Annotated in this window: 21 protein-coding genes; 15 read left to right on the top strand and 6 right to left on the bottom strand. The window is 69.6% G+C overall.

What is annotated here, in order from left to right; genetic code table 11:
* Positions 1-58: 58 nt before the first annotated feature.
* Both AC068D_RS01915 and AC068D_RS01910 read right to left on the bottom strand, forming a co-directional pair.
* The gene (locus AC068D_RS01915) at positions 59-2557 is read right to left on the bottom strand and encodes an MFS transporter (protein ID WP_478820946.1); all 2499 of its coding nucleotides are present in this window, start codon (positions 2555-2557) and stop codon (positions 59-61) included.
* A gap of 245 nt (positions 2558-2802) precedes the next feature.
* Positions 2803-3246 (bottom strand): SRPBCC family protein, encoded by a 444-nt coding sequence (locus AC068D_RS01910; RefSeq protein WP_478820945.1) that lies wholly within the window; start codon positions 3244-3246, stop codon positions 2803-2805.
* A 138-nt stretch (positions 3247-3384) separates the two neighbouring features.
* Here AC068D_RS01910 and AC068D_RS01905 point away from each other — a divergent pair, with 138 nt between their 5' ends.
* Entirely contained in the window at positions 3385-4470 is a 1086-nt protein-coding gene (locus AC068D_RS01905; RefSeq protein WP_478820944.1) for an Rv2578c family radical SAM protein, read from the top strand.
* Between the two features lie 166 nt (positions 4471-4636).
* Positions 4637-6235, top strand: coding sequence for an alpha/beta hydrolase (locus AC068D_RS01900; RefSeq protein WP_478820943.1), 1599 nt, complete (start codon positions 4637-4639; stop codon positions 6233-6235).
* Between the two features lie 183 nt (positions 6236-6418).
* On the opposite strand, the gene AC068D_RS01895 is transcribed toward AC068D_RS01900, so the two are convergent.
* Positions 6419-6997 (bottom strand): HEAT repeat domain-containing protein, encoded by a 579-nt coding sequence (locus tag AC068D_RS01895; protein ID WP_478820942.1) that lies wholly within the window; start codon positions 6995-6997, stop codon positions 6419-6421.
* A 316-nt stretch (positions 6998-7313) separates the two neighbouring features.
* Here AC068D_RS01895 and AC068D_RS01890 point away from each other — a divergent pair, with 316 nt between their 5' ends.
* From AC068D_RS01890 to pssA, 9 genes are all read left to right on the top strand, one after another.
* Complete coding sequence (locus tag AC068D_RS01890) at positions 7314-9095, top strand: 3-hydroxyacyl-CoA dehydrogenase family protein (protein WP_478820941.1); 1782 nt, start codon at positions 7314-7316, stop codon at positions 9093-9095.
* 91 nt (positions 9096-9186) lie between these two features.
* Positions 9187-10005 (top strand): TetR family transcriptional regulator, encoded by an 819-nt coding sequence (locus AC068D_RS01885; RefSeq protein ID WP_478820940.1) that lies wholly within the window; start codon positions 9187-9189, stop codon positions 10003-10005.
* A gap of 507 nt (positions 10006-10512) precedes the next feature.
* The gene (ccrA, locus tag AC068D_RS01880; RefSeq protein WP_478820939.1) at positions 10513-11850 is read left to right on the top strand and encodes a crotonyl-CoA carboxylase/reductase; all 1338 of its coding nucleotides are present in this window, start codon (positions 10513-10515) and stop codon (positions 11848-11850) included.
* 16 nt (positions 11851-11866) lie between these two features.
* On the top strand, positions 11867-13879 hold the full coding sequence (locus tag AC068D_RS01875) for a protein meaA (RefSeq protein WP_478820938.1): 2013 nt from the start codon (positions 11867-11869) through the stop codon (positions 13877-13879).
* Positions 13876-14841, top strand: a complete 966-nt coding sequence (locus AC068D_RS01870) for an HpcH/HpaI aldolase/citrate lyase family protein (protein ID WP_478820937.1) — start codon at positions 13876-13878, stop codon at positions 14839-14841. Before AC068D_RS01875 ends, AC068D_RS01870 begins: the two co-directional genes overlap by 4 nt.
* A gap of 16 nt (positions 14842-14857) precedes the next feature.
* On the top strand, positions 14858-15382 hold the full coding sequence (locus AC068D_RS01865) for a MaoC family dehydratase (RefSeq protein ID WP_478820936.1): 525 nt from the start codon (positions 14858-14860) through the stop codon (positions 15380-15382).
* A gap of 2 nt (positions 15383-15384) precedes the next feature.
* On the top strand, positions 15385-16590 hold the full coding sequence (locus tag AC068D_RS01860) for an acyl-CoA dehydrogenase family protein (protein ID WP_478820935.1): 1206 nt from the start codon (positions 15385-15387) through the stop codon (positions 16588-16590).
* Between the two features lie 170 nt (positions 16591-16760).
* Positions 16761-17417, top strand: a complete 657-nt coding sequence (locus tag AC068D_RS01855; RefSeq protein ID WP_478820934.1) for a phosphatidylserine decarboxylase — start codon at positions 16761-16763, stop codon at positions 17415-17417.
* A complete protein-coding gene (gene pssA, locus AC068D_RS01850) occupies positions 17404-18282 on the top strand; it encodes a CDP-diacylglycerol--serine O-phosphatidyltransferase (RefSeq protein WP_478820933.1) in 879 nt (292 codons plus the stop codon). Before AC068D_RS01855 ends, pssA begins: the two co-directional genes overlap by 14 nt.
* A gap of 849 nt (positions 18283-19131) precedes the next feature.
* Here pssA and AC068D_RS01845 read toward each other — a convergent pair.
* On the bottom strand, positions 19132-19650 hold the full coding sequence (locus tag AC068D_RS01845) for an ATP-binding protein (RefSeq protein WP_478820932.1): 519 nt from the start codon (positions 19648-19650) through the stop codon (positions 19132-19134).
* Between the two features lie 186 nt (positions 19651-19836).
* Here AC068D_RS01845 and AC068D_RS01840 point away from each other — a divergent pair, with 186 nt between their 5' ends.
* Together AC068D_RS01840 and AC068D_RS01835 are read left to right on the top strand one after the other, a co-directional pair.
* Positions 19837-20070 carry a DUF397 domain-containing protein gene (locus tag AC068D_RS01840; RefSeq protein ID WP_478820931.1) on the top strand — a complete coding sequence of 78 codons (234 nt, stop codon included), beginning with the start codon at positions 19837-19839 and terminating at the stop codon, positions 20068-20070.
* 91 nt (positions 20071-20161) lie between these two features.
* Positions 20162-21064, top strand: a complete 903-nt coding sequence (locus AC068D_RS01835) for a helix-turn-helix domain-containing protein (RefSeq protein WP_478820930.1) — start codon at positions 20162-20164, stop codon at positions 21062-21064.
* Positions 21065-21172: 108 nt separating this feature from the next.
* Here AC068D_RS01835 and AC068D_RS01830 read toward each other — a convergent pair whose 3' ends face one another.
* Together AC068D_RS01830 and AC068D_RS01825 are read right to left on the bottom strand one after the other, a co-directional pair.
* Positions 21173-21985: an SAM-dependent methyltransferase gene (locus tag AC068D_RS01830; protein WP_478820929.1), complete on the bottom strand. Its 813-nt coding sequence runs from the start codon at positions 21983-21985 to the stop codon at positions 21173-21175.
* 598 nt (positions 21986-22583) lie between these two features.
* A complete protein-coding gene (locus AC068D_RS01825; protein WP_478820928.1) occupies positions 22584-23714 on the bottom strand; it encodes a glycerate kinase in 1131 nt (376 codons plus the stop codon).
* A gap of 241 nt (positions 23715-23955) precedes the next feature.
* Between AC068D_RS01825 and AC068D_RS01820 the strand changes: the two genes are divergently transcribed.
* Positions 23956-24369, top strand: coding sequence for a VOC family protein (locus tag AC068D_RS01820; protein WP_478820927.1), 414 nt, complete (start codon positions 23956-23958; stop codon positions 24367-24369).
* 34 nt (positions 24370-24403) lie between these two features.
* On the top strand, positions 24404-25507 hold the full coding sequence (locus tag AC068D_RS01815) for an ADP-ribosylglycohydrolase family protein (protein WP_478820926.1): 1104 nt from the start codon (positions 24404-24406) through the stop codon (positions 25505-25507).
* Positions 25508-25529: the final 22 nt, after the last annotated feature.

The raw sequence follows: 25529 nt of genomic DNA, 5'->3' as shown, positions 1-25529 counted from the left end.
CTGCTGCCGGGGCGGTGGCCGTCACCGCGGGGCGGCACTGACGGCCGGGGGCAGCTCCTCAGTCCTCGTGCCCCAGCTGCAGGTCACGCTCCGTGCGTCCGCCGCCTGCGACCTGCAGCACCGTGGCCACGGGCGGATATCCGGCAGCGATCACCGTGTACTCGCCCGACGAGAGGTCGACGAAGCGGAAGGTGCCGTCGGGACCGGTCGTGAGGGTGTCGACGACATTGCCTGCGGCGTCGAGCAGTGTCACGCGCGCGTCCTCGACAGGCCGTCCGCCCCCGGCGCGTACGGTGCCGCGCAGCACCGCACCGCCTGCGAGCTCGATGTCCTGCCGGGTTTCACGGGAGGCCTGCACGCTCACCGGGAGCGCGGCGGGACGGAAGGCGGGAGCACTGGCCGCGAGGGTGTACTCACCTGCCACCAGGTCGTCGATCACATAGCCTCCCTCGCGCCCGCTGCGCGTACTGGCGACCACCTCGCCACGCACATCGGTCAGGGTCACCGCGGCGTCGCGCACCGGGCTGCCGTCCGCCGTGACGACGGTTCCGGCGAGCCTCCCCGCGCCGCCGAGCACGACATCGAGATCGACGGGCCGTTCGCCGACCGTGACCGAGACGGCCTGCGGCTGGTGGCCGCCTGCCGCCGCGATCAGGACGTACGCGCCCGGGGCGGGGACGCTGAGCGCGTACCGCCCGTCCTCACCGCTCCCTCCGCGCCCGATCTGCCGCCCCTGCACATCGATGAGAGTGAGCGCGGCGCGTGGGACGGTGCTGCCGTCGTGGTGCTGGACGGTTCCGCAGACGGGCACTCCGGCGATGCGGGGCGCGGGCGCCTGGACCGGGGTCGAAGTGCGTGCGTGCGGTACGGAGGCGGGCTCGGCGGTGGCGTGGGCATGGTGTGACACCAGCGGTTTCTCCTTGAGGAAGAAGGCGAGTACGAGGCCGAGGACGAGCACCGGCACAAGATGGAGGAAGATCCGCGGCATCGCGTCGGCGTACGCCTGGATGTAGCCGTCGCGCAGGGCGGGCGGCATGGCGTGGACGAGCTGCGGGGTGATCGACTCGGGGTCGGGGAGTCCCGCTCCGGCCGGCAGCCGGTCGGCGAGGGCATCGGTGAGCCGGTCGGCGAAGAGCGTGCCGAAGACCGCGGCGCCGACACTTCCGCCGATCTGCCGGAAGTAGTTGTTGGCGCTGGTCGCGGTGCCGAGATCGGCGGGCGGTACGGAATTCTGCACGGCCAGGACGAGGACCGGCATCACCAGACCGATGCCGACGCCGAGCACGGCCTGCCAGATCGAGTACTCGAGCCGGGGGGTGTCGCTCTCCAGCCGGGACAGCAGCCACATCCCGGCGGCCGAGACGGCGCTGCCGAGTACCGGGTAGACCTTGTAGTGGCCCGTGCGGCTGATGAGCTGTCCCGAGATGATCGAGGCGAAGACGATGCCACCCATCATCGGCAGCATCAGCAGGCCCGACTCGGTGGCGCTGGCACCGTCGACCATCTGCAGGAAGGTGGGCAGATAGCTGGCGGCGCCGAAGAGCGCGACGCCGATGACCGCGCCGACCAGGCCGGTCACATTGAAGACGGAGTCGCGGAACAGCCGCAGGGGGATGACCGGTTCCAGCGCGTAGTGTTCGACGACCAGGAAGAGAAGGGTGGTTCCTGCGGCGCCGGCGGCGAGCCCGAGGATGACGCGTGAGTTCCATGCGTACTCGGTTCCGCCCCAACTGGTCAGCAGCACCACGCAGGTGGAGGCCGCGGTGAGGAAGAGGGCGCCGAGGACGTCGAAGCGGGCCCGCGCCACCGGCTTCGGCAGTTTCAGTACGACGGCGACGACCGCGAGCGTGACCAGGCCGAACGGCACGTTGAAGTAGAAGCACCAGCGCCAGGAGACATGGTCGGTGAAGAAGCCGCCGAGGAGCGGGCCCGCGACCGAGGCGAGTCCGAAGGCTGCGCCGATGAGGCCCATGAACCGGCCGCGTTCCCTGGCCGGGACGATGTCGGCGATGATCGCCTGCACACCGATCATGAGGCCGCCCGCACCGATGCCCTGGACGGCTCGGAAGGCGATGAGCTGGTCCATGGTGCGCGACCAGCCCGCGAGGGCGGAACCGATGACGAAGACGACGATGGCGAACTGGAAGACGCCCTTGCGTCCGTAGAGATCGCCGAGTTTTCCGTAGATGGGTAGCCCGACGGTGGCGGTGAGGAGATAGGCGGTGATCGCCCAGGGCATTCGGTCCAGGCCCTGGAGTTCGCCGACGATCTTCGGTAGTGCGGTGGCGACGATCATCTGCTCCAGCGCGGCGAGCAGCAGCGCGAGCATGAGGCCGAAGAACACGAGGCGCACTCGGCGGGGGCTGAGGGCGGTGGCCGCCCCGGCCTCCGGGCCGCCACCGGGCGGCGCCGGATCGGCGCCGGGGACGCCGTCCGCACCGTCGGGCACGGGGGCCGCACCGGCGTACAGGGGGTCCGCGCCGACGGGCCGGTGGTCCTCGGGTGCGGCCGCCGCCCCGTCGGCCTGCCCGTGCTTCGCCAGCGTGATCCCGCCCACGTACTGCTCCCCTCGTCGCGGCTGCGCGGCGCCATTCTTCGCATCGCACGCCAAGACGGAGCAAGTGGGACGCCACGGGGGGCGGGGAGAGGACGGCGGGAACAGCGGACCCGCGGGGGCGCACTACAGGCGCTCAACAGGAGCTTTCCCGCGGGGCCGTTGCGCCGGGCGCACCACGGCACCGCGGGGAAAACCACTCGATACGGTGACGGTCACGACAGCTCACCGGACGGTGGTGCCGAGTACTACTTCTCCACCTCGGCGGCCAGCCTGGTGAGGACCTCGTCGTAGATCCGGCCGAGTCCCTTGGGGGCGAAGGTCCGCTCGAAGAATCCGCCGATACCGCCGGCGCCCGCCCAGACCGTGGTGACCACGGCCTTGGAACGGCCCTCACCGGCGGGGGTGACGGTCCAGGTGGTGACCATCGAGGAGTTGCGGTCCTTCTCGACGAGTTGCCCGTCGGTGGGCTCGGTCACCTCGAGCAGACAGTCACGGACTCGCTTGCTGGTGGCCTGGAGTTTCCAGTGGACGAGCGTGCCCGCACCGTCGCCGCCCTGGCGCACCTCGTACTCGCTGAAGTGCTCGGGCAGGAGCTTCGCGCGGGTGTCCTTGTAGTCGGCCAGCGCGTCGAACACGGTCTCCGCGTCCGCCGCGATGATCCGCTCCGTCGTGGCCTCGACCTGCGCCATTCGTCATCCTCCAGCACTCGGTTCCTCGGGGGGCGGGCCCCAGCCAACCACCTCCGGCACAGCCGCCCAAATTCAGGGTTGCAGCGATCAAGGGAACACATGTTCTATTCTGTGCCGAGTGCTACCGAGGAGGCGCCCATGCGCTGGGACAATCTCGCCGAGAACACGCCGACCCCCGACAACCGGAACAGCGACCGGAACACCCTCGCCGCCGGCAGGGGCGCAGCGGGGGACATCGCGCTCTTCGGCACGGAGGCGGTGACCACGCGCACCTTCGACACGCCGGAGTTCCGCGGGATCACCTTCCACGAGGTCCGTGCCCGCTCGATCCTGAACCAGGTTCCCGGGGCCTCGCGGATGCCGTTCGAATGGACCGTGAATCCGTACCGCGGGTGCACCCATGCATGTGTGTACTGCTTCGCCCGCAAGACGCACGGCTATCTGGACCTCGACACCGGACTCGGCTTCGACACCCAGATCGTCGTCAAGATCAACGCGCCCGAGCTGCTCCGCCGGCAGCTGGCCTCGCACCGCTGGCACGGCGCGCACATCGCGATGGGGACCAATGTCGACTGCTACCAGCGGGCGGAGGGACGCTACCGGCTGATGCCCGGGATCATCGGCGCGCTGCGCGACTACGCGAACCCGTTCTCGATCCTCACCAAGGGCACGCTGATCCTGCGCGATCTGGAGCTGCTGCGACAGGCCGCGGCGGTGACGGAGGTCGGGGTCTCCGTCTCGGTCGGCTTCACGGACCGGGAGCTGTGGCGCACCGTGGAGCCGGGTACGCCCTCCCCCGAGCGGCGCCTCGACGTCGTACGGACACTGACGGACCACGGCATCGGCTGCGGGGTGCTGATGGCACCGGTCATCCCGTTCCTCGGTGATCACCCGGACCAGCTGCGGGCGACGGTACGGGCGATCGCCTCGGCCGGGGCGACGTCCGTGACGCCCCTGGTACTGCATCTGCGGCCCGGGGCGCGCGAATGGTTCATGGCGTGGCTCGGGCGGGAGCATCCGCATCTGGTGCGTCGGTACGAGCGGCTGTACGCGGAGGGGGCGTACGCACCCAAGTGGTACCAACGTCGGATCACACGCCATGTGCATGAACTCGCCAATGAGTTCGGGATAGGTCCGGCGCAGCGTGGCGCCCCGAGGCGGATACCGGTGCCCGAGGAGTCGTCACCCGCGGAGCCCACCGCCACACAGCTGACGCTGCTGTGACCCGTACCGCCGGGCCGGGCCGTCCCGGGGGGCGGAGCAGGCGCGGGGGCAAGGACCAAACGGGTCAACTCTGGATCGAACATGTCCTTCCGGGTGGGAATCCGGGAAAGCTGCCGCCGGGGCCGAGTCCGCTCCGGGCCGCGCCCCCGCCACCACGGGAGACCACATGTACAGACGCACAGGAGCGCTGGTCGCCGTCGGGGCAGCGGTGACCGGACTGGTCGCCGGCCTGCCGTCGGCGGCGACCGCCGGGGGGCCGGTACCGCCACGGCCCGCCGGTGCGCTGATCTGGAAGAAGTGCGCCACGGACGAGTTTCCGCGGCTCGAGTGCTCCGCGTTGCAGGTGCCGCTCGACCACGCGCGGCCGAACGGCACGTGGATCACCCTCGCGCTGTCGCGGGTACGCCACACCTCGAAGACCTTCCAGGGACCCCTGCTGGTCAATCCGGGCGGACCGGGCTCGAGCGGGCTGAAGCTGGCCGGGTTCGTGGCGGGTTCACTCCCCCCGAAGGTCGCGGCGCAGTACGACGTCATCGGCTTCGACCCGCGCGGAGTGGGCTCCTCGAGGCCGGCCCTCAACTGCAGGCCGGGGCACTTCACGCCCGTACGCGCCGACTCGGTGCCCCGCTCCCCGGCGGACGAGGCCGCGAATCTGAGGCGGGCCGTGGCCTTCTCCCGGAGCTGTGCTTCCCGGCACGCGGATCTGCTGCCGCACATGAGCACGGTGGACTCGGCGAAGGATCTCGACGCCATCAGGGCCGCCCTCGGTGCCGAGAAGATCAACTACTTCGGGTACTCGTACGGCACCTACCTCGGTGCCGTGTACGCCAAGTACTTCCCGCACCGGGTACGGCGCGCCGTGCTCGACTCGGTGGTGAACCCCGACGGGGTCTGGTACCGCAACAATCTCGACCAGGACCTCGGCTTCGACGCCCGGCACAAGGCCTTCGCCGCGTGGGTGGCAAAACACAACGCGGCATACCGGCTGGGAAGCGATCCTGCGAAGGTCGAGGCGACCTGGTACGCGATGCGCGACGCGCTGCGCCGGAGCCCTGCGGGCGGGAAGGTGGGTCCCGCAGAGCTGGAGGACACATTCCTGCCCGGCGGCTACTACAACGGCTTCTGGCCGCACCTGGCCGGGGCGTTCTCGGCGTTCGTGCGCGGCCGGGACACCCGGCCGCTGGTCGAGGCGTACGAGAACTTCGGTGCGCTCGACGCCGAGGGCGAGAACGGCTATTCCGTCTACACGGCGGTGCAGTGCAGTGATGCCCCATGGCCCCGGAACTGGGCCGTCTGGCACGCCGACAACCGGTCGGTCCATGCCAAGGCACCCTTCTCCACCTGGAACAACGCCTGGTACAACGCCCCCTGCGCCACCTGGCCGGTCGCCCCGTCCGCTCCGACGGACGTCTCGAACACCGCTCTTCCGCCGGTGCTCATCTTCCAGGCGACGGAGGACGCGGCGACTCCGTACGAAGGCGGCGTCGCCGCCCACCGCAAGCTGCGCGGCTCCCGGCTGGTCGTCGAGCAGGGCGGCGGCAACCATGCGATCACGCTGAGCGGGAACACCTGCCTGGACCGATATCTGACGGACTATCTCGCCACTGGCAGACTGCCCGCCGCCAAGGCGTCCGGCGCGCCGGACGCGGTCTGCGCCGCGACACCGGAACCGAAGCCGCTGAAGCCGCCCGCACGGGCCGGCACCACGGCGGACAGCTCCAGGGCCGGGGCGGCGCTCCACGGATTGCTCGGCCGCAAGGGCTGAGAGGCGGACCGACAGGGTCCGCGGGGCGGCGCGCCGGGTACCTGGGGTTCACGCCTCCTCCTGTGCCTGCGGCGTTGCGCCCGGGGATGGGGACAAGCGCTGATGACATCACCGCTCCCGCCGCCGCGGAGGAGGTCTGGCGAAACGCGCGCGGCGGAGGCGGCGGATGAACGCCGACGCCGCCTACGGAAGACGGCCGAGCGCGGCGGAGGCGGCGGCGGACAGACGCGGGTGCGTCCGGGCCGATTCCAGGACCGGGCGGGCGCGCTCGTCCGCGAGCGCACCGAGACCCTCGACGCAGGCCAGCGCCACCCGCCAGTGCGGATCGCCCGGGGTGGTCAGCCGGCGGCTCAGAGCGGTGATCAGCGCGGGCACGGACTCGGGAGCGCGCAGGGCGGTGAGGAGGCGCACCGGGACCAGGGCATAGGCGACGCGCAGCTCGTTGGTGGCAAGGGCGGCCGCGGCCCGCGAGGTGCGGGGGTCACCGAGGCGGACCAGCGCGCAGGACGCGGAGACACAGCGCTCGGGGTCGCGGTGGTTGAGCAGCAGGACGAGCGACTCGAAGGCACGGCGGTCCCCTGCTGAACCGAGGCGGAAGGCGGCGATCTCCCGCGCCCATAACGGGCGTTCGGGCTCCGTGAGCACGGTGGCGAGGGCGTCGAGGTCCCTGGTCGCGGTCAGGCGCCCGTGCAGCTCGTGGTCGGTGGGACCGGTCAGCTCGGCCCGGGTGCGCAGCGCCAGGTCCTCGAGATCCGCGTCCATGACGGGAAGCGTATGCCCGGCGGGCGGGTCCGTGCGGCGGGATGCGCGGCACAGATCACATCGGCCGGGGACTGGCGCGCTCGTTACCCGCCAGTTAAGCTCAAGTGAGCGGGTACCACCCGTATGGCTCTCGGCGGCCTGGTGACGCAGCCGCCGTGAGTGTTGTCGGTTCGGCAGTTCTGTACGACGTGACTCCGGGACAGAGTCCGTCGCTCCCTCACCGCGGTCCGCCGCGGTTCACAGCGACACGCAGCGCCGCGCATTTTCCGCGCAGGCGCGCCCTCCCTCAGTCGTCACTCATTCCTGGAGTCCCGTGATGGACACCCCTCTCTCCACCATTGCCGTCGTCGGCCTCGGCACGATGGGCACCGGTATCGCCGAGGTCTTCGCCCGCGCCGGCCGTGAGGTCATCGGCATCGACATCAGCGACGCGGCCGCCCGGCATGCCGTTGCCGCCCTCGAGGCGTCCACCGCTCGTGCCGTCGAGCGCGAGCGGATCACCGAGGAGGAGCGGCGCACCGTGCTCGCCCGCTTCCGGACCTTCTCGGACCTGCAGGCGGCTGCCGATGCCGACCTCGTGATCGAGGTCGTCCCCGAGTCGTACGAGGCCAAGCAGCAGGTCTTCCGCGCGCTCGACGGCATCGTGCGACCGGACGCGATCCTCGCCACGGGAACCAACGCCCTGTCGGTGACCCGCCTCGCCGCGGAGTCGGCGCACCCCGAGCGCGTCCTCGGCCTGCACTTCTTCAACCCGGCGCCGGCGATGAAGCTCGTCGAGGTGGTCTCCTCCGTGCTGACCGCCCCGAGCGCTGTGGAGACCGTCACCGCACTCGCCCGTGAGCTCGGCAAGGAGCCCGTCGCGGTCGGCGACCGGCCCGGCTTCGTCGCGGACGGGCTGCTCTTCGGCTACCTCAACCAGGCGGCCGCGATGTACGAGGCGAAGTATGCGTCGCGCGAGGACATCGACGCCGCCATGAAGCTGGGCTGCGGCCTGCCGATGGGCCCGCTCGCACTGCTCGACCTGATCGGCATCGACACCGCCCGCACGGTTCTCGACGCGATGTACGCCGAGTCCCGTGACCGTCTGCACGCGCCGGCCCCCATCCTCAAGCAGCTCAGTGAGGCGGGCCTGACCGGCCGCAAGTCGGGCCGCGGCTTCTACACCTACGAGGCGCCGGACAGCGGCACGGTGGTGCGTGACGCACTCACCCCGCTGGAGGCCGCGCAGGCCGCCGGCGGCCGCCCGGTCGGCTCGGTCGGCGTGGCGGGGTCGGGCACGATGGCGAGCGGCATCGCGGAGGTCTTCGCCAAGGCCGGCTACGACGTCGTTCTCGCCGCCCGCGGCCAGGAGAAGGCGGAGACCGCCAAGTCCCGTATCGCCAAGTCGCTTTCGCGCTCCGTCGACAAGGGCCGCATGACCGCCGAGGCCCGGGACGAGACGCTGGCGCGGATCACCCCGGCCGGCTCGCTCGACGCCTTCGCCGAGGTCGACCTCGCCGTGGAGGCCGTCGCCGAGGACCTGGAGATCAAGCAGCAGCTGTTCGCCACCCTGGACAAGATCTGCAAGCCGGGTGCGGTGCTCGCCACCACCACGTCCTCGCTGCCCGTCGTCGCCTGCGCCCGCGCGACCTCGCGGCCGCAGGACGTCATCGGTATGCACTTCTTCAACCCGGCCCCGGCGATGAAGCTCGTCGAGGTGGTGCGTACGGTCCTGACCGCGGACGACGTCCACGCCACCGTCCGCGAGGTCACCGCGAAGATCCGCAAGCACCCGGTGGACTGCGGCGACCGGGCCGGCTTCATCGTCAACGCGCTGCTGTTCCCGTACCTGAACAACGCGATCAAGATGGTCGAGGAGCACTACGCGTCCCTCGACGACATCGACGCCGCGATGAAGCTCGGCGGCGGCTACCCGATGGGGCCGTTCGAGCTGCTCGACGTGGTCGGACTCGATGTCTCGCTCGCCATCGAGAAGGTGCTCCACCGCGAGTTCCGCGACCCGGGCCTGGCCCCGGCTCCGCTGCTCGAGCACCTGGTGGCGGCGGGCTGCCTCGGCCGCAAGACGGGGCGCGGCTTCCGCGAATATGCCCGACGCTGATTCCGGCGCTGCCTGGGGCGGGCTGTTCGACGGCGCGAGCGGCTCGCCCCCGCAGGCGCGCCCCCCTGCGCAAATGCAGTACGTTCAGGTCATGTCCCAGCCCGCTGACGCTCCCCGACGGACCTCCCGGACCGCTGCCGTGCCCGACGCCCCGGAAAGTGCCGCAGGCAGTCGAGCCGCCGCCCAGCGGCTCAAGATGCGCCGAGAACTGGCCGCGGCCGCCATGGAATTGTTCGCGACCAAGGGCTACGAGGCGACCACCGTCGATGAGATCGCCGCGGCGGCCGGGGTCGCGCGCCGGACCTTCTTCCGGCACTTCCGCTCCAAGGAAGAGGCGATCTTCCCGGACCACGACGACACGCTCGTGCGTGCCGAGGCGGTGCTGAACGCCGCTCCGGCGCATGAGCACCCGCTCGACACCGTGTGCCGGGGCATCAAGGAAGTCATGAAGATGTACGCGTCCTCGCCCGCGGTCTCCGTCGAGCGCTACCGCCTGACCCGTGAAGTGCCCACGCTGCGGGAGCGCGAGATCGCCTCGGTGGCGCGTTACGAGCGGCTGTTCACCCGCTATCTGCTGGGCCACTTCGACGAGCGCGACCATCACGACGGCAACGACGATCCGCTGCTGGCGGAGGTGGCCGCGTCCGCCGTCGTCACCGCACACAACCATGTGCTGCGGCGTTGGCTGCGGGCGGGCGGCCAGGGCGACGTGGAGGCCCAGCTGGACCACGCCTTCGACATCGTGCGCGACACCTTCGGCTCGGGCATCGGGGCGGGGCGCACCGGCGCCGACCGCGGCCCGGCGGCGCAGGTGCACAACGGCGGCGAGGTCCTTGTGGCCGTTGCGCGCACGGATGCCCCGCTGCCCGAGGTGATGCGCACCATCGAACAGGCACTTCGCAACAGCTGACCTCGTGCGGCCGCCGGCACTCCGTCCTCCGGAGCGGCCGGCCGGGGGCTTTGCACCGCCGGCCGCCACGGCCCGCAGGCCATGCTCGCAGCGACCCCGACACGACCCGACCGCCGGGTGGCTCCGGATCCGGAGCCACCCGGCGGTTCTTTTTGCGCTTCAGCGATCGATCATCGCTCATCTGTGACCGCCGGATTGCATCTGAGTGAAATTCTTGGCACCCAGTGTCTTGCGGACTGGCACGGGGTGCCATACGTTGATGTTGTCCGGGCGGCCGGCGTGCAGAGATCACTCGTACGCCGGCTGTCCCCGCAAGCCACCCGGCCTGCGCGCCCGGACGCCTGCGTCACAGGCAACCTCCGCGCCCACCAGCGCTGCCAAGCACCACCCTCGCCGAACCGACGGCACACCTCCTCAGCAGCACTTCCCCGACGTTCCCCTCAGCGTTCGCCAATCGAGCGCTTGTCCTCCGGACTCGGTCCGGGGGGACCCCCTGGAGGCAACACCGTGAAGGAAATCCTGGACGCGATCCAGTCGCCGGACTCCACGTCCGCCGACTTCGCCGCACTCCCCCTCCCCGAGGCGTACCGTGCGGTGACCGTGCACAAGGACGAGACCGAGATGTTCTCGGGCCTCACCACGCGGGAGAAGGATCCCCGCAAGTCCCTCCACCTCGACGAGGTCCCGGTCCCGGAGCTCGGCCCGGGCGAGGCACTGGTGGCCGTCATGGCCAGCTCGGTGAACTACAACTCGGTGTGGACCTCGATCTTCGAGCCGCTTTCGACCTTCGGCTTCCTCGAGCGCTACGGAAAGCTCTCGGAGCTCACCAAGCGTCACGACCTGCCGTACCACGTCATCGGCTCCGACCTCGCGGGTGTCGTGCTGCGCACCGGCCCCGGCGTCAACGCCTGGCAGCCCGGTGACGAAGTCGTCGCGCACTGCCTCTCCGTCGAGCTGGAGTCCTCGGACGGCCACAACGACACGATGCTCGACCCGGAGCAGCGGATCTGGGGCTTCGAGACCAACTTCGGCGGCCTGGCCGAGATAGCCCTGGTCAAGTCGAACCAGCTGATGCCCAAGCCCAAGCACCTGAGCTGGGAGGAGGCCGCGGCACCGGGCCTGGTCAACTCGACCGCCTACCGCCAGCTGGTCTCCCGCAACGGCGCCGGGATGAAGCAGGGCGACAACGTGCTCATCTGGGGCGCGAGCGGTGGACTCGGCTCGTACGCCACCCAGTTCGCCCTGGCCGGCGGCGCCAATCCGATCTGCGTCGTCTCCAGCGAGCAGAAGGCGGACATCTGCCGCTCGATGGGCGCCGAGGCGATCATCGACCGCAGCGCCGAGGGCTACAAGTTCTGGAAGGACGAGCGGACCCAGGACCCGAAGGAGTGGAAGCGCTTCGGCAAGCGCATCCGCGAGTTCACCGGGGGCGAGGACATCGACATCGTCTTCGAGCACCCCGGCCGCGAGACCTTCGGTGCGAGCGTCTACGTCACCCGCAAGGGCGGCACCATCACCACCTGCGCCTCCACCTCGGGCTACATGCACGAGTACGACAACCGCTACCTGTGGATGTCGCTGAAGCGGATCATCGGCTCGCACTTCGCGAACTACCGCGAGGCGTGGGAGGCCAACCGCCTGATCGCCAAGGGCAAGATCCACCCGACGCTCTCCAAGGTCTACTCCCTGGAGGACACCGGTCAGGCCGCCTACGACGTGCACCGCAACCTCCACCAGGGCAAGGTCGGCGTGCTCGCCCTGGCGCCCAGCGAGGGGCTCGGTGTGCGCGACGAGGAGATGCGCGCCAAGCACCTCGACGCCATCAACCGCTTCCGGAACATCTGAGTCAGAGGTCCACCAGATGACAGAGCGTCAGAAGGACAGGCCGTGGCTCATGCGGACGTACGCCGGCCACTCCACGGCCGAGGCGTCCAACGAGCTGTACCGGCGCAACCTGGCCAAGGGCCAGACCGGTCTGTCGGTCGCGTTCGACCTGCCGACGCAGACCGGCTACGACCCCGACCACATCCTCGCCCGCGGCGAGGTCGGCCGGGTCGGGGTCCCGGTCTCCCACCTCGGTGACATGCGCAGGCTGTTCCAGGACATCCCCCTGGAGCAGATGAACACCTCGATGACCATCAACGCCACCGCCATGTGGCTGCTGGCGCTCTATCAGGTGGTCGCGGAGGAGCAGGGCGCGGACATCACCAAACTCCAGGGGACGACGCAGAACGACATCGTCAAGGAGTACCTGTCGCGCGGGACGCACGTCTTCCCGCCGGTGCCGTCGCTGCGTCTGACGACCGACATGATCACCTACACGGTGGCGAACATCCCCAAGTGGAACCCGATCAACATCTGCAGCTACCACCTGCAGGAGGCCGGGGCCACGCCCGTCCAGGAGATCGCCTACGCGATGTCCACCGCGATAGCGGTCCTGGACGCGGTACGGGACTCGGGGCAGGTGCCCCAGGAGAAGTTCGGGGATGTCGTCGCCCGTATCTCCTTCTTCGTGAACGCGGGCGTCCGCTTCGTCGAGGAGATGTGCAAGATGCGCGCCTTCGGCCGCATCTGGGACAAGATCACGCGTGAGCGCTACGGCATCGAGAACGACAAGCAGCGCCGATTCCGCTACGGCGTCCAGGTCAACTCCCTCGGTCTGACCGAGGCCCAGCCGGAGAACAACGTCCAGCGCATCGTTCTCGAGATGCTGGCCGTGACACTGTCGAAGGACGCCCGCGCCCGCGCCGTGCAGCTCCCTGCGTGGAACGAGGCGCTCGGCCTGCCCCGGCCGTGGGACCAGCAGTGGTCGCTCCGCATCCAGCAGGTGCTCGCACACGAGAGCGATCTGCTGGAGTACGAGGACATCTTCGCGGGCTCGCACGTCATCGAGGCCAAGGTCGGCGACCTGGTCGAGCAGTCGTTCGCCGAGATCGACCGGATCCAGGAGATGGGCGGCGCGATGGCGGCCGTCGAGTCCGGCTACCTCAAGTCCCAGCTGGTGTCCTCCCACGCCGAGCGGCGTGCCCGGATCGAGGCCGGTGACGAGAAGATCATCGGTGTCAACATCTTCGAGACCACCGAGCCGAATCCGCTCACCGCCGACCTCGACACCGCGATCATGACGGTCGACCCGGCGAACGAGGCCCGTGTCGTCGCAAAGCTCCACGAGTGGCGCGACAACCGCGAGGAGGGCCGCGCCCAGGACGCCCTGGCGGCGCTGAAGGCCACGGCGGCCGGTGACGGCAATCTGATGGCCGCCACCGTCGAGTGCGCCCGGGCGGGCGTCACCACCGGCGAGTGGGCGTGGGCGCTGCGGGACGTCTTCGGCGAGTTCCGCGCACCGACTGGAGTCTCCTCGGCGCCGGTCGCCGTCACCGCCGAGGCCGGCACTCCGTTGGCACTGGTACGGGAGAAGGTGGCCCGCACCGCCGACGAGCTGGCCTCCGGCCGGCTGCGGCTGCTGGTCGGCAAGCCCGGCCTGGACGGGCACTCCAACGGTGCCGAACAGATTGCCGTACGCGCGCGCGACGCCGGCTTCGAGGTGGTCTACCAGGGCATCCGTCTCACGCCCGAGCAGATCGTCAACGCGGCACTGGCGGAGGACGTGCACTGTGTCGGCCTGTCGATCCTGTCCGGTTCGCACGCGGAGCTCGTGCCGGACGTGCTGACGCGCCTGCGCGAGGCCGGCGCCTCCGACATACCGGTGATCGTGGGCGGGATCATCCCGAACAGCGACGCCGAGGATCTGAAGCGTGCGGGTGTGGCCGCCGTCTTCACCCCGAAGGACTTCGGTATCACGGAGATCATCGGACGTATCGTCGACGAGATCCGGAAAGCGAACAAGCTCGACCCCCTGGAGGTCCCCGCATGACCAGCCCCGTGAACCGCCTGCGTCCGCGACGCTCCTGCCTCGCGGTCCCCGGTTCGAACCCGCGCTTCCTGGAGAAGGCCCAGGGACTGCCGGCCGACCAGGTCTTCCTCGACCTGGAGGACGCCTGCGCGCCGCTGGCCAAGCCCGAGGCCCGGCACACCATCGTCAAGTTCCTGAACGAGGGCGACTGGACGGGCAAGACGCGAGTCGTGCGGGTCAACGACTGGACGACGCACTGGACGTACCGGGACGTGGTGACCGTCGTCGAGGGCGCGGGCCAGAACCTCGACTGCATCATGCTGCCGAAGGTCCAGAACGCCGAGCAGATCGTCGCGCTCGACCTGCTGCTCACCCAGATCGAGAAGACGATGGGCTTCGAGGTCGGCAAGATCGGCATCGAGGCCCAGATCGAGAACGCCCAGGGCCTCAACAACGTCAACGCGATCGCCGAGGCCTCGCCGCGGGTCGAGACGATCATCTTCGGCCCGGCCGACTTCATGGCCTCCATCAACATGAAGTCGCTGGTCGTGGGCGAGCAGCCGCCCGGCTACCCGGCGGACGCCTACCACTACATCCTGATGAAGATCCTCATGGCCGCCCGCGCCAACAACCTCCAGGCGATCGACGGCCCCTACCTGCAGATCCGCAACCAGGAGGGGTATCGCGCCGTCGCCCAGCGCGCCGCGGCCCTCGGCTTCGACGGCAAGTGGGTGCTGCACCCGGACCAGGTCGCCGCCGCCAACGAGATCTTCTCGCCGTCCCAGGAGGACTTCGACCACGCCGAGCTGATCCTGGACGCGTACGAGTACTACACGTCCGAGGCGGGCGGCAAGAAGGGCTCCGCGATGCTCGGCGACGAGATGATCGACGAGGCCAGCCGCAAGATGGCGCTGGTCATCTCCGGCAAGGGGCGTGCCGCCGGAATGACCCGTACCTCGAAGTTCGAAACCCCCGTCGACTAAGGAAGCCCTGAGCATCATGCAGTTCGGACGCACTTATGAGGAGTTCGAGGTCGGTGCGGTTTACAAGCACTGGCCCGGGAAGACGGTCACGGAGTACGACGACCACCTCTTCTGCCTCCTGACGATGAACCACCACCCGCTCCACATGGACACCAACTATGCGGAGAAGACGACCGACTTCGGGAAGAACGTCGTCGTGGGCAATTACATCTACTCGCTGCTGCTCGGCATGTCCGTGCCGGACGTCTCGGGCAAGGCCATCGCCAATCTGGAGATCGAGTCGCTGCGCCATGTGGCGCCGACCTTCCACGGCGACACGATCTACGGCGAGACGACCGTTCTCGACAAGACCCCGTCCAGGTCGAAGAACGACCGCGGGATCGTCTACGTCGAGACCAAGGGCTACAAGCAGGACGGCACGCTCGTGTGCGTGTTCCGCCGCAAGGTGATGGTCCCCACCGAGACGTACATCAAGGAGCGCGGCGGCGAGCAGCCCGGCCGTCCGGAGCTGATCGAGCCCACGAAGAAGGCGGAGAAGTAGTCATGGCCCGACTCGCCCAGACCGCAGGTCTGACCGATATCCAGCAGGAGATCCTGGCGACCGTCAGGGACTTTGTCGACAAGGAGATCATCCCGGTCGCGACCGAGCTGGAGCACCGCGACGAGTACCCGCAGCAGATCGTCGACGGCCTCAAGGAGCTCGGGCTCTTCGGCCTGATGATCCCGGAGGAGTACGGGGGCCTGGGCGAGTCCCTGCTCACGTACGCGCTGTGCGTCGAGGAGATCGCCCGCGGCTGGATGTCCGTGTCGGGCATCATCAACACGCACTTCATCGTGGCGTACATGCTGAAGCAGCACGGCACGCAGGAGCAGAAGGAGTACTTCCTTCCGCGCATGGCGGCCGGCGAGGTGCGCGGCGCGTTCTCGATGTCCGAGCCGGCCCTCGGCTCGGATGTGTCGGCCATCACGTCGAAGGCGGTGAAGGACGGCGACGAGTACGTCCTGAACGGTCAGAAGATGTGGCTGACGAACGGTGGCACGTCGACTCTGGTCGCGGTTCTCGTCCGGAGTGACGAAGGACACCCCGAGGGCACCGCCGCGCACAAGTCGATGACGACCTTCCTCGTCGAGAAGGAGCCCGGCTTCGGAGAGGTCCGTCCGGGCCTCACCATTCCCGGGAAGATCGACAAGATGGGCTACAAGGGCGTCGACACGACCGAGCTCATCATGGACGGACTGCGCATTCCCGCCAATCGGGTACTCGGCGGCACCACCGGCCGAGGGTTTTACCAAATGATGGACGGCGTGGAAGTCGGCCGGGTGAACGTGGCGGCTCGTGGCTGCGGCGTCGCTCAGCGCGCCTTTGAGCTGGGCGTCTCCTACGCCCAGCAGCGCCACACCTTCGGCAAGCCGATCGCGCAGCACCAGGCGATTCAGTTCAAGCTCGCCGAGATGGCTACCAAGGTCGAGGCCGCGCATGCCATGATGGTCAACGCAGCACGCAAAAAGGACTCCGGGGAACGAAACGACCTGGAGGCAGGGATGGCGAAGTACCTCGCCTCCGAGTACTGCAAGGAAGTCGTCGAGGACGCCTTCCGCATCCACGGCGGTTACGGCTTCTCCAAGGAGTACGAGATCGAGCGCCTCTACCGCGAGGCTCCGATGCTGCTGATCGGCGAAGGTACCGCCGAGATCCAGAAAATGATCATCGGTCGTCGACTCCTCGAGGAGTACCGGCTCCAGAGCTGAATGTCGCTTTTGAGTCGGTTTGGCCGGGAGGAAGATCACACCCAGTCATCATCTTCCGGCCGCCGACTCGGCTTTCGGCTTGCCCAGTTGCGGTGCGCAACCGATACCATCACCGGAAAGCCGCCGTCCCCCTGTTGCCAGCGCGGCATCATCCGCTACGAAGGTCATCCATGCCCCACAGCCAAACCTCTGCACCACGCGGCAGCCTCCTCGGCGTACGCCTAGCGCGCGGAGCATCGCCGTGGCTTCTGCCGACCGTCGCGACCGCGGCCCTGAGCCTGGCGCGTGCGCGCCGGTCGAAGCGTGCCGCGGCCATCGCCGTGCCCACCACCGCGCTCGCGGCGGGCATGCTGTGGTTCTTCCGCGACCCCGAGCGAGAGATCGCCCAGGGGCGAGTCATCTCCCCTGCCGACGGGGTGGTGCAGAGCATCATGCCGTGGAAGGACGGGCGCACCCGCGTCGCCATCTTCATGAGCCCGCTGAACGTCCACGTGAACCGCGCTCCCCTCTCCGGCACCGTGACGTCCGTCGAGCACGTGCCCGGCGGATTCGTCCCGGCGTTCAACAAGGAGAGCGAGAACAACGAGCGCGTCGTCTGGCATTTCGACACCGAGCTCGGTGACATCGAAATGGTCCAGATCGCGGGTGCCGTCGCCCGGCGCATCGTTCCGTACATCCCGCAGGGCACCAAGGTCGAGCAGGGCGAGCGCATCGGCCTGATCCGCTTCGGTTCGCGTGTCGACATCTACCTCCCCGCAGGTGTCGAGGTCGCCGTCGAGGTCGGCCAGGCCACGACCGCGGGGGTGACTCGCATTGACCGTGATTGATCCCGAGACACAGGCGGGCTGGGCAGCGGAGGCCGAGGCCTCCGCTGTCGGCTCAGGGTCGACGGACGACGCCGAGGAGATGCCCCTCTCCCTGCGGCTGTCGATAGCGGACACCCTCACACTCGGTAACGCGACGTGCGGATTCATGGCGGTGTACTTCACCACCACCGGAATCCTCATTCCGCACCTCGTCGGCAGCGGCGAGAGCGGCATGGCACGGCACTCGGCCGCCACCGCGGTGATCCTGATGCTCTGCGCCGCCGTCTTCGACCTCTTCGACGGACTCGTGGCGCGCAAGCTCCGCAGCTCGCCGATGGGCGCGGAGCTGGACAATCTGTCCGACCTGATCAGCTTCGGACTGGCACCGGCGTACTTCGTGCTGGTGTACGGCATGGTCGCCGACGACGCCCATCAGAAGGTGTCGGCGGTGGCCGCGATCGTCGTGCTGCTCGCCGTCGTCCTGCGGCTGGCCAGATTCTCCTGCGTGACGATGAAGGACGGCATGTTCCAGGGCATGCCCAGCCCCTTCGGCGCACTGACCGTCGTCTCGATCGTGCTGCTGGAGCTGCCCTTCATCCCCACCCTGCTGGCGATCATCGGTACCGCATGGCTGATGGTGAGCCGGGTCGAGTACCCGAAGCCGCGGGGCGTCCTCGCGGTGGCCATGCTCTCCTGGATCGTTGCGGCGATGGGCCTCCTGGCCGCGTGGGCGCTCGACGCGCCGGGCGGCCAGCTGCTGCTGCAGACCGGCTGCGCACTGCAGATCGTGCTGGCAGCGACCATCCCGCTGTTCGCAACGGCGCGGCGGGTGAACACCTTCCGGGACAACCGGCGTGAGGCCCGGGCGTCCGCACAGCTGCCGTAGCGGTTTCTCCACCCCTCGACGGGCCCGGGTGCACTGGCACCCGGGCCCGTCGTCGTACGGTCGGGCCCCGCCGCCGCGCTCCGGAGCCCCCGTCGTCGTGCGCCACCCCTGGGCGAGCCGCCCGGGCCGTCGGCGGATCCCCCCGCGGGACAACCGCAACGGCTGTCCGACGATCGGGTCCGGCAGGCGCCGAAGGCATTCCGCCGCGGTCACCGAGGACTCGTGGATCGGCTACGGGGATCGGCTACCGGGAACGGACGAGTGCGCCCACCGGCCGGCCCGTCATCTCCGGAGAGCCCCGCGGCTCCCGCAGTCGTCCGGCCCGGACACCGGCCACAGGGCGATGGCCGTGCGCTCCGCACGGCCACCCGGGACCACGACGGGCGCGAACGCTGCCGTGCCCTTCCCCGTGGGCCGTGGGCACGGGACGGGTACGAGGCCCGGGCGGACGCCTCCCGTGTCACGGCTGACGGCCGCATACCGTGCGGGGCACGAGGTGTACCGGCCGACGGGCCGCGACGCACTGCCGGGACGGGCCGCTCCGGGGACGACCGGGTGCACGGGGACGACCGGGTGCACGGGGACGGCCGGGAGCCGGGCACTGCGCGCCGGGCGGCGCCGGTGACCACCGGGCGGGCCGGTGAGACGGTCACGGGCGCGGGCGTGGATCCGGTCACCCCCGAGAGCGCGCCGCCCCGGACACACGGTGGCCCTGGCCCTCGCGGGTGCCGTTCCCGCAGGGGGTCGCTGAACGGACGGACGAGGACACCGGGGCGACGGCGCAACAGGACGAAGGGCCGGGGCGACGATCAAGGCGACTTGGGCCGTTTCACCACGGCGGGGGGAGCCTCAGACGGCGGCGGGGACCGTCAGGCTGGCCCATACGGCCTTGCCCTGCGGCGGAGCGGGAGACCAGGACCAGCTGTCGCTCAGGGCACTGACGAGGGCGAGGCCCCTGCCACCGGGTGCCGACGCCTCGGGGACGCGGGGGCGGGGAGGCTCGGGGCTCGGGTCCGTGACGGTGCAGACGACGTGGCCCGGGCGTCTGGTGAGGCCGAGCCAGAGGGGGTAGCCCGGAAGCTCGTCCGGGGACCCGAGGATCGCGTGCACGACCGCGTTGGTGACCAGTTCGCCGACGACGAGCTCCATGTCGGGGACGAGCGCGTCCAGAGCCCAGCCGTTCAGCGTGATGCCGACGAACCGCCGTGCCTGACGGGCGTTCTGGAGGTTTCCGTCCAGTCCGCATGCGGCGAAGCTGCCGGGCCGGAGGCACTCCTCCAGGCTGGGCAGCGGCTGCACCCGCGATCCGTCGAGCAAGGGTTCCGGGGTGAATTCCGCAGCCGAGAGCCGCTCTTCCGGCTCGGACATGGTGCTCGCACTGGTTGACATGTAAGTCGTCACTGGTCATGTCCCCCTGCAGGCTTCGGTGTTCGACGCTGCGGTAGCCGATGCGGAACGAGTATTGTCGAGAGCACCCCGAAAATGCAATTGCATCTGAGATTGCATGGCCGGTTCCGGGGCGAACTGACGTACGGACAAAAGGGGTTCGTGGGCATGGAGCACTCCAACGGCATCCAGGCGGACGCGCTGCACTCGGCGGTCTGGGTCAAGAGCAGTCACAGCAACGCCACAGGAAACTGCGTGGAGTTGGCTGCGCTGCCCGGCGACCTGGTGGCCATGCGCAACTCCCGTGATCCGCACGGGCCGGCGCTTGTCTATACGCGGGACGAGGTGGCAGCCTTCGTTGCGGGGGCCCGGGATGGCGACTTCGACTCCATGATTGGCTGAATTCCTGTATGGGGCCGACCAGTTCCCCATGGCTCCCGCCACCGTGTGCGGGATAGTGTCGTCGTCTTCACATAATCCGCAGGAGCACGCGATGGCTGCAGTCGAACCAAGCCCGTCGTTGTTCGTCGGGCCGCTGGGGGCGGTCGAAAGCAACCCGACCGCCTTGAAGCTGATTCTGGGCGGCAAGCTGCGTGAGCTGCGCGCCGGCGCCGGACTCGATCCTTCCGCGGTCGACGACCGGCTCGGCTTCTCCAGGTCGAAGACCAGCCGTATCGAGCTCGGCCGACACGGCTGCAAGCCGGCCGACGCCCTCGCCCTGCTCAGTCTCTACGGGGTGACCGACGAAGACCGTGTCGCGGAGTTCCTGCGGCTGGTGGATCAGTCCCGCAGGCCCGACTGGTGGCGCTCCTTCAGCGACGTCCTGTCCGACTTCTTCACTCCGCTGGTCGCGCTCGAGGGCGCCGCCGCGACGATCCGCACCTACGAGCCGTTCTACGTGCCGGGTCTGCTGCAGACTCCCGACTACACCCGTGCAGTCATCCAGTCCGGGCCCACCCGGCTGTACGCCCACGACGTCGTGCGCAGGGTCGATCTGCGACAGGAGCGGCAGCGGCAGCTCGGCCAGTCGGACGGCCCCCGCCTCTGGGCCGTGATCGACGAGTCCGTGCTGATGCGCACGGTCGGCGGTCCGGACGTCATGAGCGGCCAGCTCGAGCATCTCGTCGCGATGACGGAGCAGCCCCGTGTCACCCTTCAGATCGCGCCCTTGGACGTGACCGCATCGGTCGGCGTCGGCACGGGTGTGACCTATCTGCGCTTCGCCGTCGACGATCTGAAGGACGCCGTCTACATCGAGCATCTGACGGACAGCACCTTCAGTCAGAAACCGCAGGTCGTCGAGCAGTACCGCGACATGATGGACCGTCTGGGGGCGTGCGCCCTCACGCCCAAGGAATCGCGCGTCCTGATCCAGGAGCGCCTGAGCAGTCTCTGAACGCCGGGTCCCGACGGGCCACCGCGACCTCGGGCAGGATGCTGTCGAAGCATCCTGCCCCAGGCCGCGGCTTGCCGGGCAAGGTGCTTCGTCGCCGGGGTCCGGGCGTCATACGAGACGAGCGACCCCGCCCCACTCGATCCACTCGTCGGTCAGCTGCACCGGCGCGAGATCGTTGTCCGGCCGCCAGGTCGACACCTCCACCAGACCCGGCTCCAGAATCTCCAGCCCCGCGAAGTACTCCGTCACTTCGCGCTCCTCGCGCACCCGGCCCCAGTGCCCGCCCGTGGCCTCCGCCATGAAGTCGGTGACGAACCTGCGGATTTCGGGACGGTCGCTGACCAGCTGGCAGACCACGAGGAAGCTGCCCGGCACCAGGCGCTCGGCGACCTGTCTGACCAGTGCGGCCGGATCGGACTCGTCCGGGATGCAGTGCATCACCGAGACGAAGAGCGCCGCGACCGGCCGGCTGAAGTCGATGAGTCGCTTGGTCTCTTCGTGCCCGAAGATGCCTTCGGTGTCACGCATGTCGGCCTGGATGACCGCCGTACGGTCGTTCTCCTCCAGCAGTGCGCGGCCGTGCGCCAGCACGATCGGGTCGTTGTCGACGTAGACCACGCGGGATGCCGGATCGACGGCCTGGGCGACCTGGTGGACGTTGTCCTGGGTCGGGAGCCCGGAGCCGTGGTCGATGAACTGCCGCACTCCGTGCTCGGCGGCGAGCACACGTACCACGCGCTTGAGGAAGCGGCGGTTGTTGACGGCCAGTGTCTTGGTACTCGGAACCTGCTTGAGCAATTCGGCGCAGGCGTCGCGGTCGGACTGGTAGTTGTCGTCGCCCCCCAGGAAGTAGTCGTACATCCGTGCCACGCTGGGCACCTTCGTGTCGATGGCGTCCGGGCGCCACGACTCGCGTTGCATCCAGTCCTCATTCACATCGGCGGGATTCGGGTCGTGCAGGACGCACATGCTAGGGAGGGCTGGGGAGGCGGGACAGGCGGTTCGCAGGGCGGGTAAATGGCAAGGGCGTCTTTCGGCCATCCCCGGGACGTGGGCTCGGCCCCGACCAGGGGTCCACGAAAGCCCCCGGGCACGGCCGGGGGCTTCTGGTGTCCTGATTCCGGAAGCGGCCAGGGTCTTTCGTTTGGATCGGGCTGGATCAGTGAGCGGGGTCCGGTGCGTGCGATCGCAAGGCGGAGGAAGGAGCCCACGCGGAGCGTAGGCGACCGACGACAACGCGGCGAGCGTGCGTACCGGGGCACGCGAGCCCGGCAAGATCCAAACGAGAGGCCCCAGGGGCTGTCCCGTTATCCCTGGTGGATCAGCGCGCGGCGTCGGATGCATGGGGTCTCCCCGGGCCCGCCAGGGGGCGAGGGGAAGCATCGTCAGGTGGACGGGTGTCCTCATGCTGGGCGTATTCGGGCACTCCGACAACGCAGCGTGGGGGTTGCCTCCCAGCGGCAGCCGGTGGAGTGCCGTAGCCGCCGTCGTGCGCCCGCCGGGGATCACGGGACAGCCCTCAGGACAGGTAGTCCCTCGCAATGTTCTCCGCCGCCCGCTCGAGCAGCGGGCCGGCCTGCGCCATGCAGACCGCGGGGTCCGGTTCCAGGTCCAGGAGCGCGTAGGCACGGCCGATGCCCGCCCTCCCCAGCGCTTCCGGGGGGAGCGTGATCCGGCCGCAGACGGCGACGACCTCCTTGCCCGCCGCGCGGGCAGCCGCGGCGACGCCGGCCGGGGCCTTGCCATGGAGGGTCTGCTCGTCCAGGGAACCCTCGCCGGTGATCACCAGTGTGGATCGTTCGAGGGCAGGGGCGAATCCCAGGATGTCGAGCATGACCTCGATACCGGGACGGAAGCTCGCGTGGAGGGCGACGAGCGCCCCGTAGCCGATTCCGCCTGCCGCGCCCGCGCCGGGAGCCTCGGCCTGCTCGGGGCCGAGGAGCGAGGCATAGTGGGCGAGCGCGGAATCCAGCGTGGCGACGTCCTCCGGCGATGCGCCCTTCTGCGGGCCGAAGACCGCCGGTGCTCCCTTCGGCCCGGTCAGCGGGTTGTCCACATCACTGGCGAGGACCAGCTCGACTTCGCCGAAGCGTGCGTCCAGGCCGGACAGATCCACGGTGACCAGTTCGCGCAGCGCGCCTCCGCCCGGCCCGACCGGAGCTCCCTGCGCGTCCAGGAAACGTGCCCCCAGCGCTGCGAGCATCCCGGCGCCGCCGTCCGTCGTCGCGCTTCCCCCGACGCCGAAGACGATGGTCCGCGCCCCCGCGTCGAGCGCGGCGCGCAACAGCTCACCGGAGCCGTACGTGGTGGCCGTGAGGGGCGCGAAGACGCCGTCGGGGAGGTGCTGGAGACCGGACGCCTCGGCCATCTCGACCACCGCGGTGCTGCCTCGCAGTGCGTATGCCGCGGTCAGCGGCTCGCCCAGCGGCCCGGTGACGCGCACTTCACGGCGTTCGAACCCGGCGGCCACCGCCGCCGCGACCGTACCGTCGCCGCCGTCCGCGACCGGAAGGGTCTCCACGGCCAGCCCGGGCACGACCCGCCGCAGTCCCGCCGTCACCCGCTCGGCGACCTGCACGGCCGTGAGCGAGCCTTTGAACTTGTCCGCCGCGACGAGCACTCGCGCGGCAGTAACTGCTCCGTTCGCCACCTTGCTATCCCTTGCTTTCGAACAGGCAGTCGCGCCGCCCCGACCCTATCCGGAGCCCGAACGGCATGCCACTCCCCCGCCGGCCGCCTGGGAGCGACGCCAGAGGGCCGGAAAGGGGATCGGTGAGGAGCGGACCGGTACGCCGGACGGGAGACCCATGAGGACAGAAACTGACCTGTTTCAGTCCTACCGTCCTACCGGACCCGGAAAGATCCGGACCCGAGAGGGAAGGAAGCGGAAAATGCTGCGAGGACTCACCACCGTCAGTTTCTGGGCCGCGGACCTGGACGCGGCGAATGACTGGTACAGCGAGCTGCTGGGCGTCCCCCCGTACTTCGTGCGGCCGGGGTACATCGAATTCCGCATCGGCGACTACCAGCACGAGCTGGGGATCATCGACAGCCGCTACGCCCCCGCCGGGCACGCGACCGGGCCCGCCGACCCCGGCGGCGCCGTCGTCTACTGGCACGTCGACGATGTGGCCGGGACGCTCGAGCGGCTGCGCTCCATGGGCGCGAAAGAGCACGAGGCGTTGACGGAGCGCGGGCCCGGATTCATCACCGCGTCCGTCGTCGACCCCTTCGGGAATGTTCTGGGGATCATGTACAACGCGCACTATCTGGAGATTCTGGGGACCGATCCGACCGGTTCCTGAGCCGTCCCCGGGCGGAACGGGGTACACCCCAGACATGACGCCTTCACCGAGGCCTCCTGCGGGCACACCGACGGCCGACCGGATACTGGGCGGCTGGCTGGGCCGTATCGCCGGCAACATGCTCGGGAAACCCATCGAGCGCGGTGACTACTGGACGCGTGACCGCATCGACCGCTACCTCCGGCTCACCGATGCGCTTCCGCTCACCGACTATCTGCCAGAGCCGCCGCCGGGGGCGGCGGACACGACGGGCACGACGGATGCAGCCGGTTTCGAGCTTCGCCCCGAGTGGCGTCAGTGCGTTCGCGGCCGGATCCACGGCAGCTGCCGTGACGACGACGTGGACTACGCGATCCTGGGTCTCCACCTTCTGGAGACCCATGGCTTCGCGTTCACCACGGAGCAGGTGGGCGAGCTCTGGCTGCTGCGGCTTCCGTACCTCCAGACGTTCACCGCGGAGCGGGCGGCCTACCGCAATCTCACGGCCGGGCTCAAACCGCCGCTGACGGCGACGTACGACAACCCCCACCAGGAGTGGATCGGAGCCCTGATCCGCGCCGACATCTTCGGCTGGACCAGCCCCGGCGATCCGGTCCGGGCCGCGTCCCTCGCCCGCAGGGACGCCGTGCTCTCCCACACCGGCAACGGCGTGTACGGGGCGATGTGGGCGGCCGCGATGATCGCCGCGGCGTTCACGGCGGCCGATGCCCGCGAAGCCGTCGAGACGGCCCTCGGCCGCATCCCGGCGAGCAGCCGTCTCGCCCGCACGGTCCGCCGCACCATCGCCCTCCACGACAGCGGCCTTCCCTGGTCCGACTCCCTCGATGTGCTCGCCGGGGAGACCGGCGGACTCGGCTGGATCCATACCGTCCCCAACGCCGCACTGATCACGGCCGGACTGCTGTACGGGGAAGGGGACTTCACCGCCACCATCGCCCTCACCGTACGCGGGGGCCTGGACACGGACTCCAACGGGGCGACGGCCGGTTCGGTGGCCGGGGTCCTGTGCGGCGCCGCCGGTATCCCGCCCCAGTGGACCCGCCCCCTGGAGGACCGGGTGCGCAGCGCGGTCTTCGGCTTCGACGGTTCGAGGATCGGTGAACTGGCCAACCGCACGGCACGGTTGGCGTCCGTCTGACACGATTCGCGGGTACGCACCT

Source organism: Streptomyces sp. NPDC043861 (assembly GCF_056435905.1).
Note: the sequence above shows the minus strand (reverse complement) of the source record. Positions and strands in the feature narration are given on the sequence as shown.

What these genes read in the sequence shown, in the direction of transcription:
- AC068D_RS01840 (WP_478820931.1), top strand. Translation starts at nt 19,837, where the DNA reads ATGGAGCACTCCAACGGCATCCAGGCGGACGCGCTGCACTCGGCGGTC.
- AC068D_RS01885 (WP_478820940.1), top strand. Translation starts at nt 9,187, where the DNA reads ATGTCCCAGCCCGCTGACGCTCCCCGACGGACCTCCCGGACCGCTGCC.
- AC068D_RS01855 (WP_478820934.1), top strand. Translation starts at nt 16,761, where the DNA reads ATGCCCCACAGCCAAACCTCTGCACCACGCGGCAGCCTCCTCGGCGTA.
- AC068D_RS01830 (WP_478820929.1), bottom strand. Translation starts at nt 21,985, where the DNA reads ATGCAACGCGAGTCGTGGCGCCCGGACGCCATCGACACGAAGGTGCCC.
- AC068D_RS01870 (WP_478820937.1), top strand. Translation starts at nt 13,876, where the DNA reads ATGACCAGCCCCGTGAACCGCCTGCGTCCGCGACGCTCCTGCCTCGCG.
- AC068D_RS01895 (WP_478820942.1), bottom strand. Translation starts at nt 6,997, where the DNA reads ATGGACGCGGATCTCGAGGACCTGGCGCTGCGCACCCGGGCCGAGCTG.
- AC068D_RS01835 (WP_478820930.1), top strand. Translation starts at nt 20,162, where the DNA reads ATGGCTGCAGTCGAACCAAGCCCGTCGTTGTTCGTCGGGCCGCTGGGG.
- AC068D_RS01815 (WP_478820926.1), top strand. Translation starts at nt 24,404, where the DNA reads ATGACGCCTTCACCGAGGCCTCCTGCGGGCACACCGACGGCCGACCGG.
- AC068D_RS01910 (WP_478820945.1), bottom strand. Translation starts at nt 3,246, where the DNA reads ATGGCGCAGGTCGAGGCCACGACGGAGCGGATCATCGCGGCGGACGCG.
- AC068D_RS01820 (WP_478820927.1), top strand. Translation starts at nt 23,956, where the DNA reads ATGCTGCGAGGACTCACCACCGTCAGTTTCTGGGCCGCGGACCTGGAC.
- AC068D_RS01905 (WP_478820944.1), top strand. Translation starts at nt 3,385, where the DNA reads ATGCGCTGGGACAATCTCGCCGAGAACACGCCGACCCCCGACAACCGG.
- AC068D_RS01865 (WP_478820936.1), top strand. Translation starts at nt 14,858, where the DNA reads ATGCAGTTCGGACGCACTTATGAGGAGTTCGAGGTCGGTGCGGTTTAC.
- AC068D_RS01890 (WP_478820941.1), top strand. Translation starts at nt 7,314, where the DNA reads ATGGACACCCCTCTCTCCACCATTGCCGTCGTCGGCCTCGGCACGATG.
- AC068D_RS01875 (WP_478820938.1), top strand. Translation starts at nt 11,867, where the DNA reads ATGACAGAGCGTCAGAAGGACAGGCCGTGGCTCATGCGGACGTACGCC.
- AC068D_RS01900 (WP_478820943.1), top strand. Translation starts at nt 4,637, where the DNA reads ATGTACAGACGCACAGGAGCGCTGGTCGCCGTCGGGGCAGCGGTGACC.
- AC068D_RS01845 (WP_478820932.1), bottom strand. Translation starts at nt 19,650, where the DNA reads ATGTCCGAGCCGGAAGAGCGGCTCTCGGCTGCGGAATTCACCCCGGAA.
- AC068D_RS01860 (WP_478820935.1), top strand. Translation starts at nt 15,385, where the DNA reads ATGGCCCGACTCGCCCAGACCGCAGGTCTGACCGATATCCAGCAGGAG.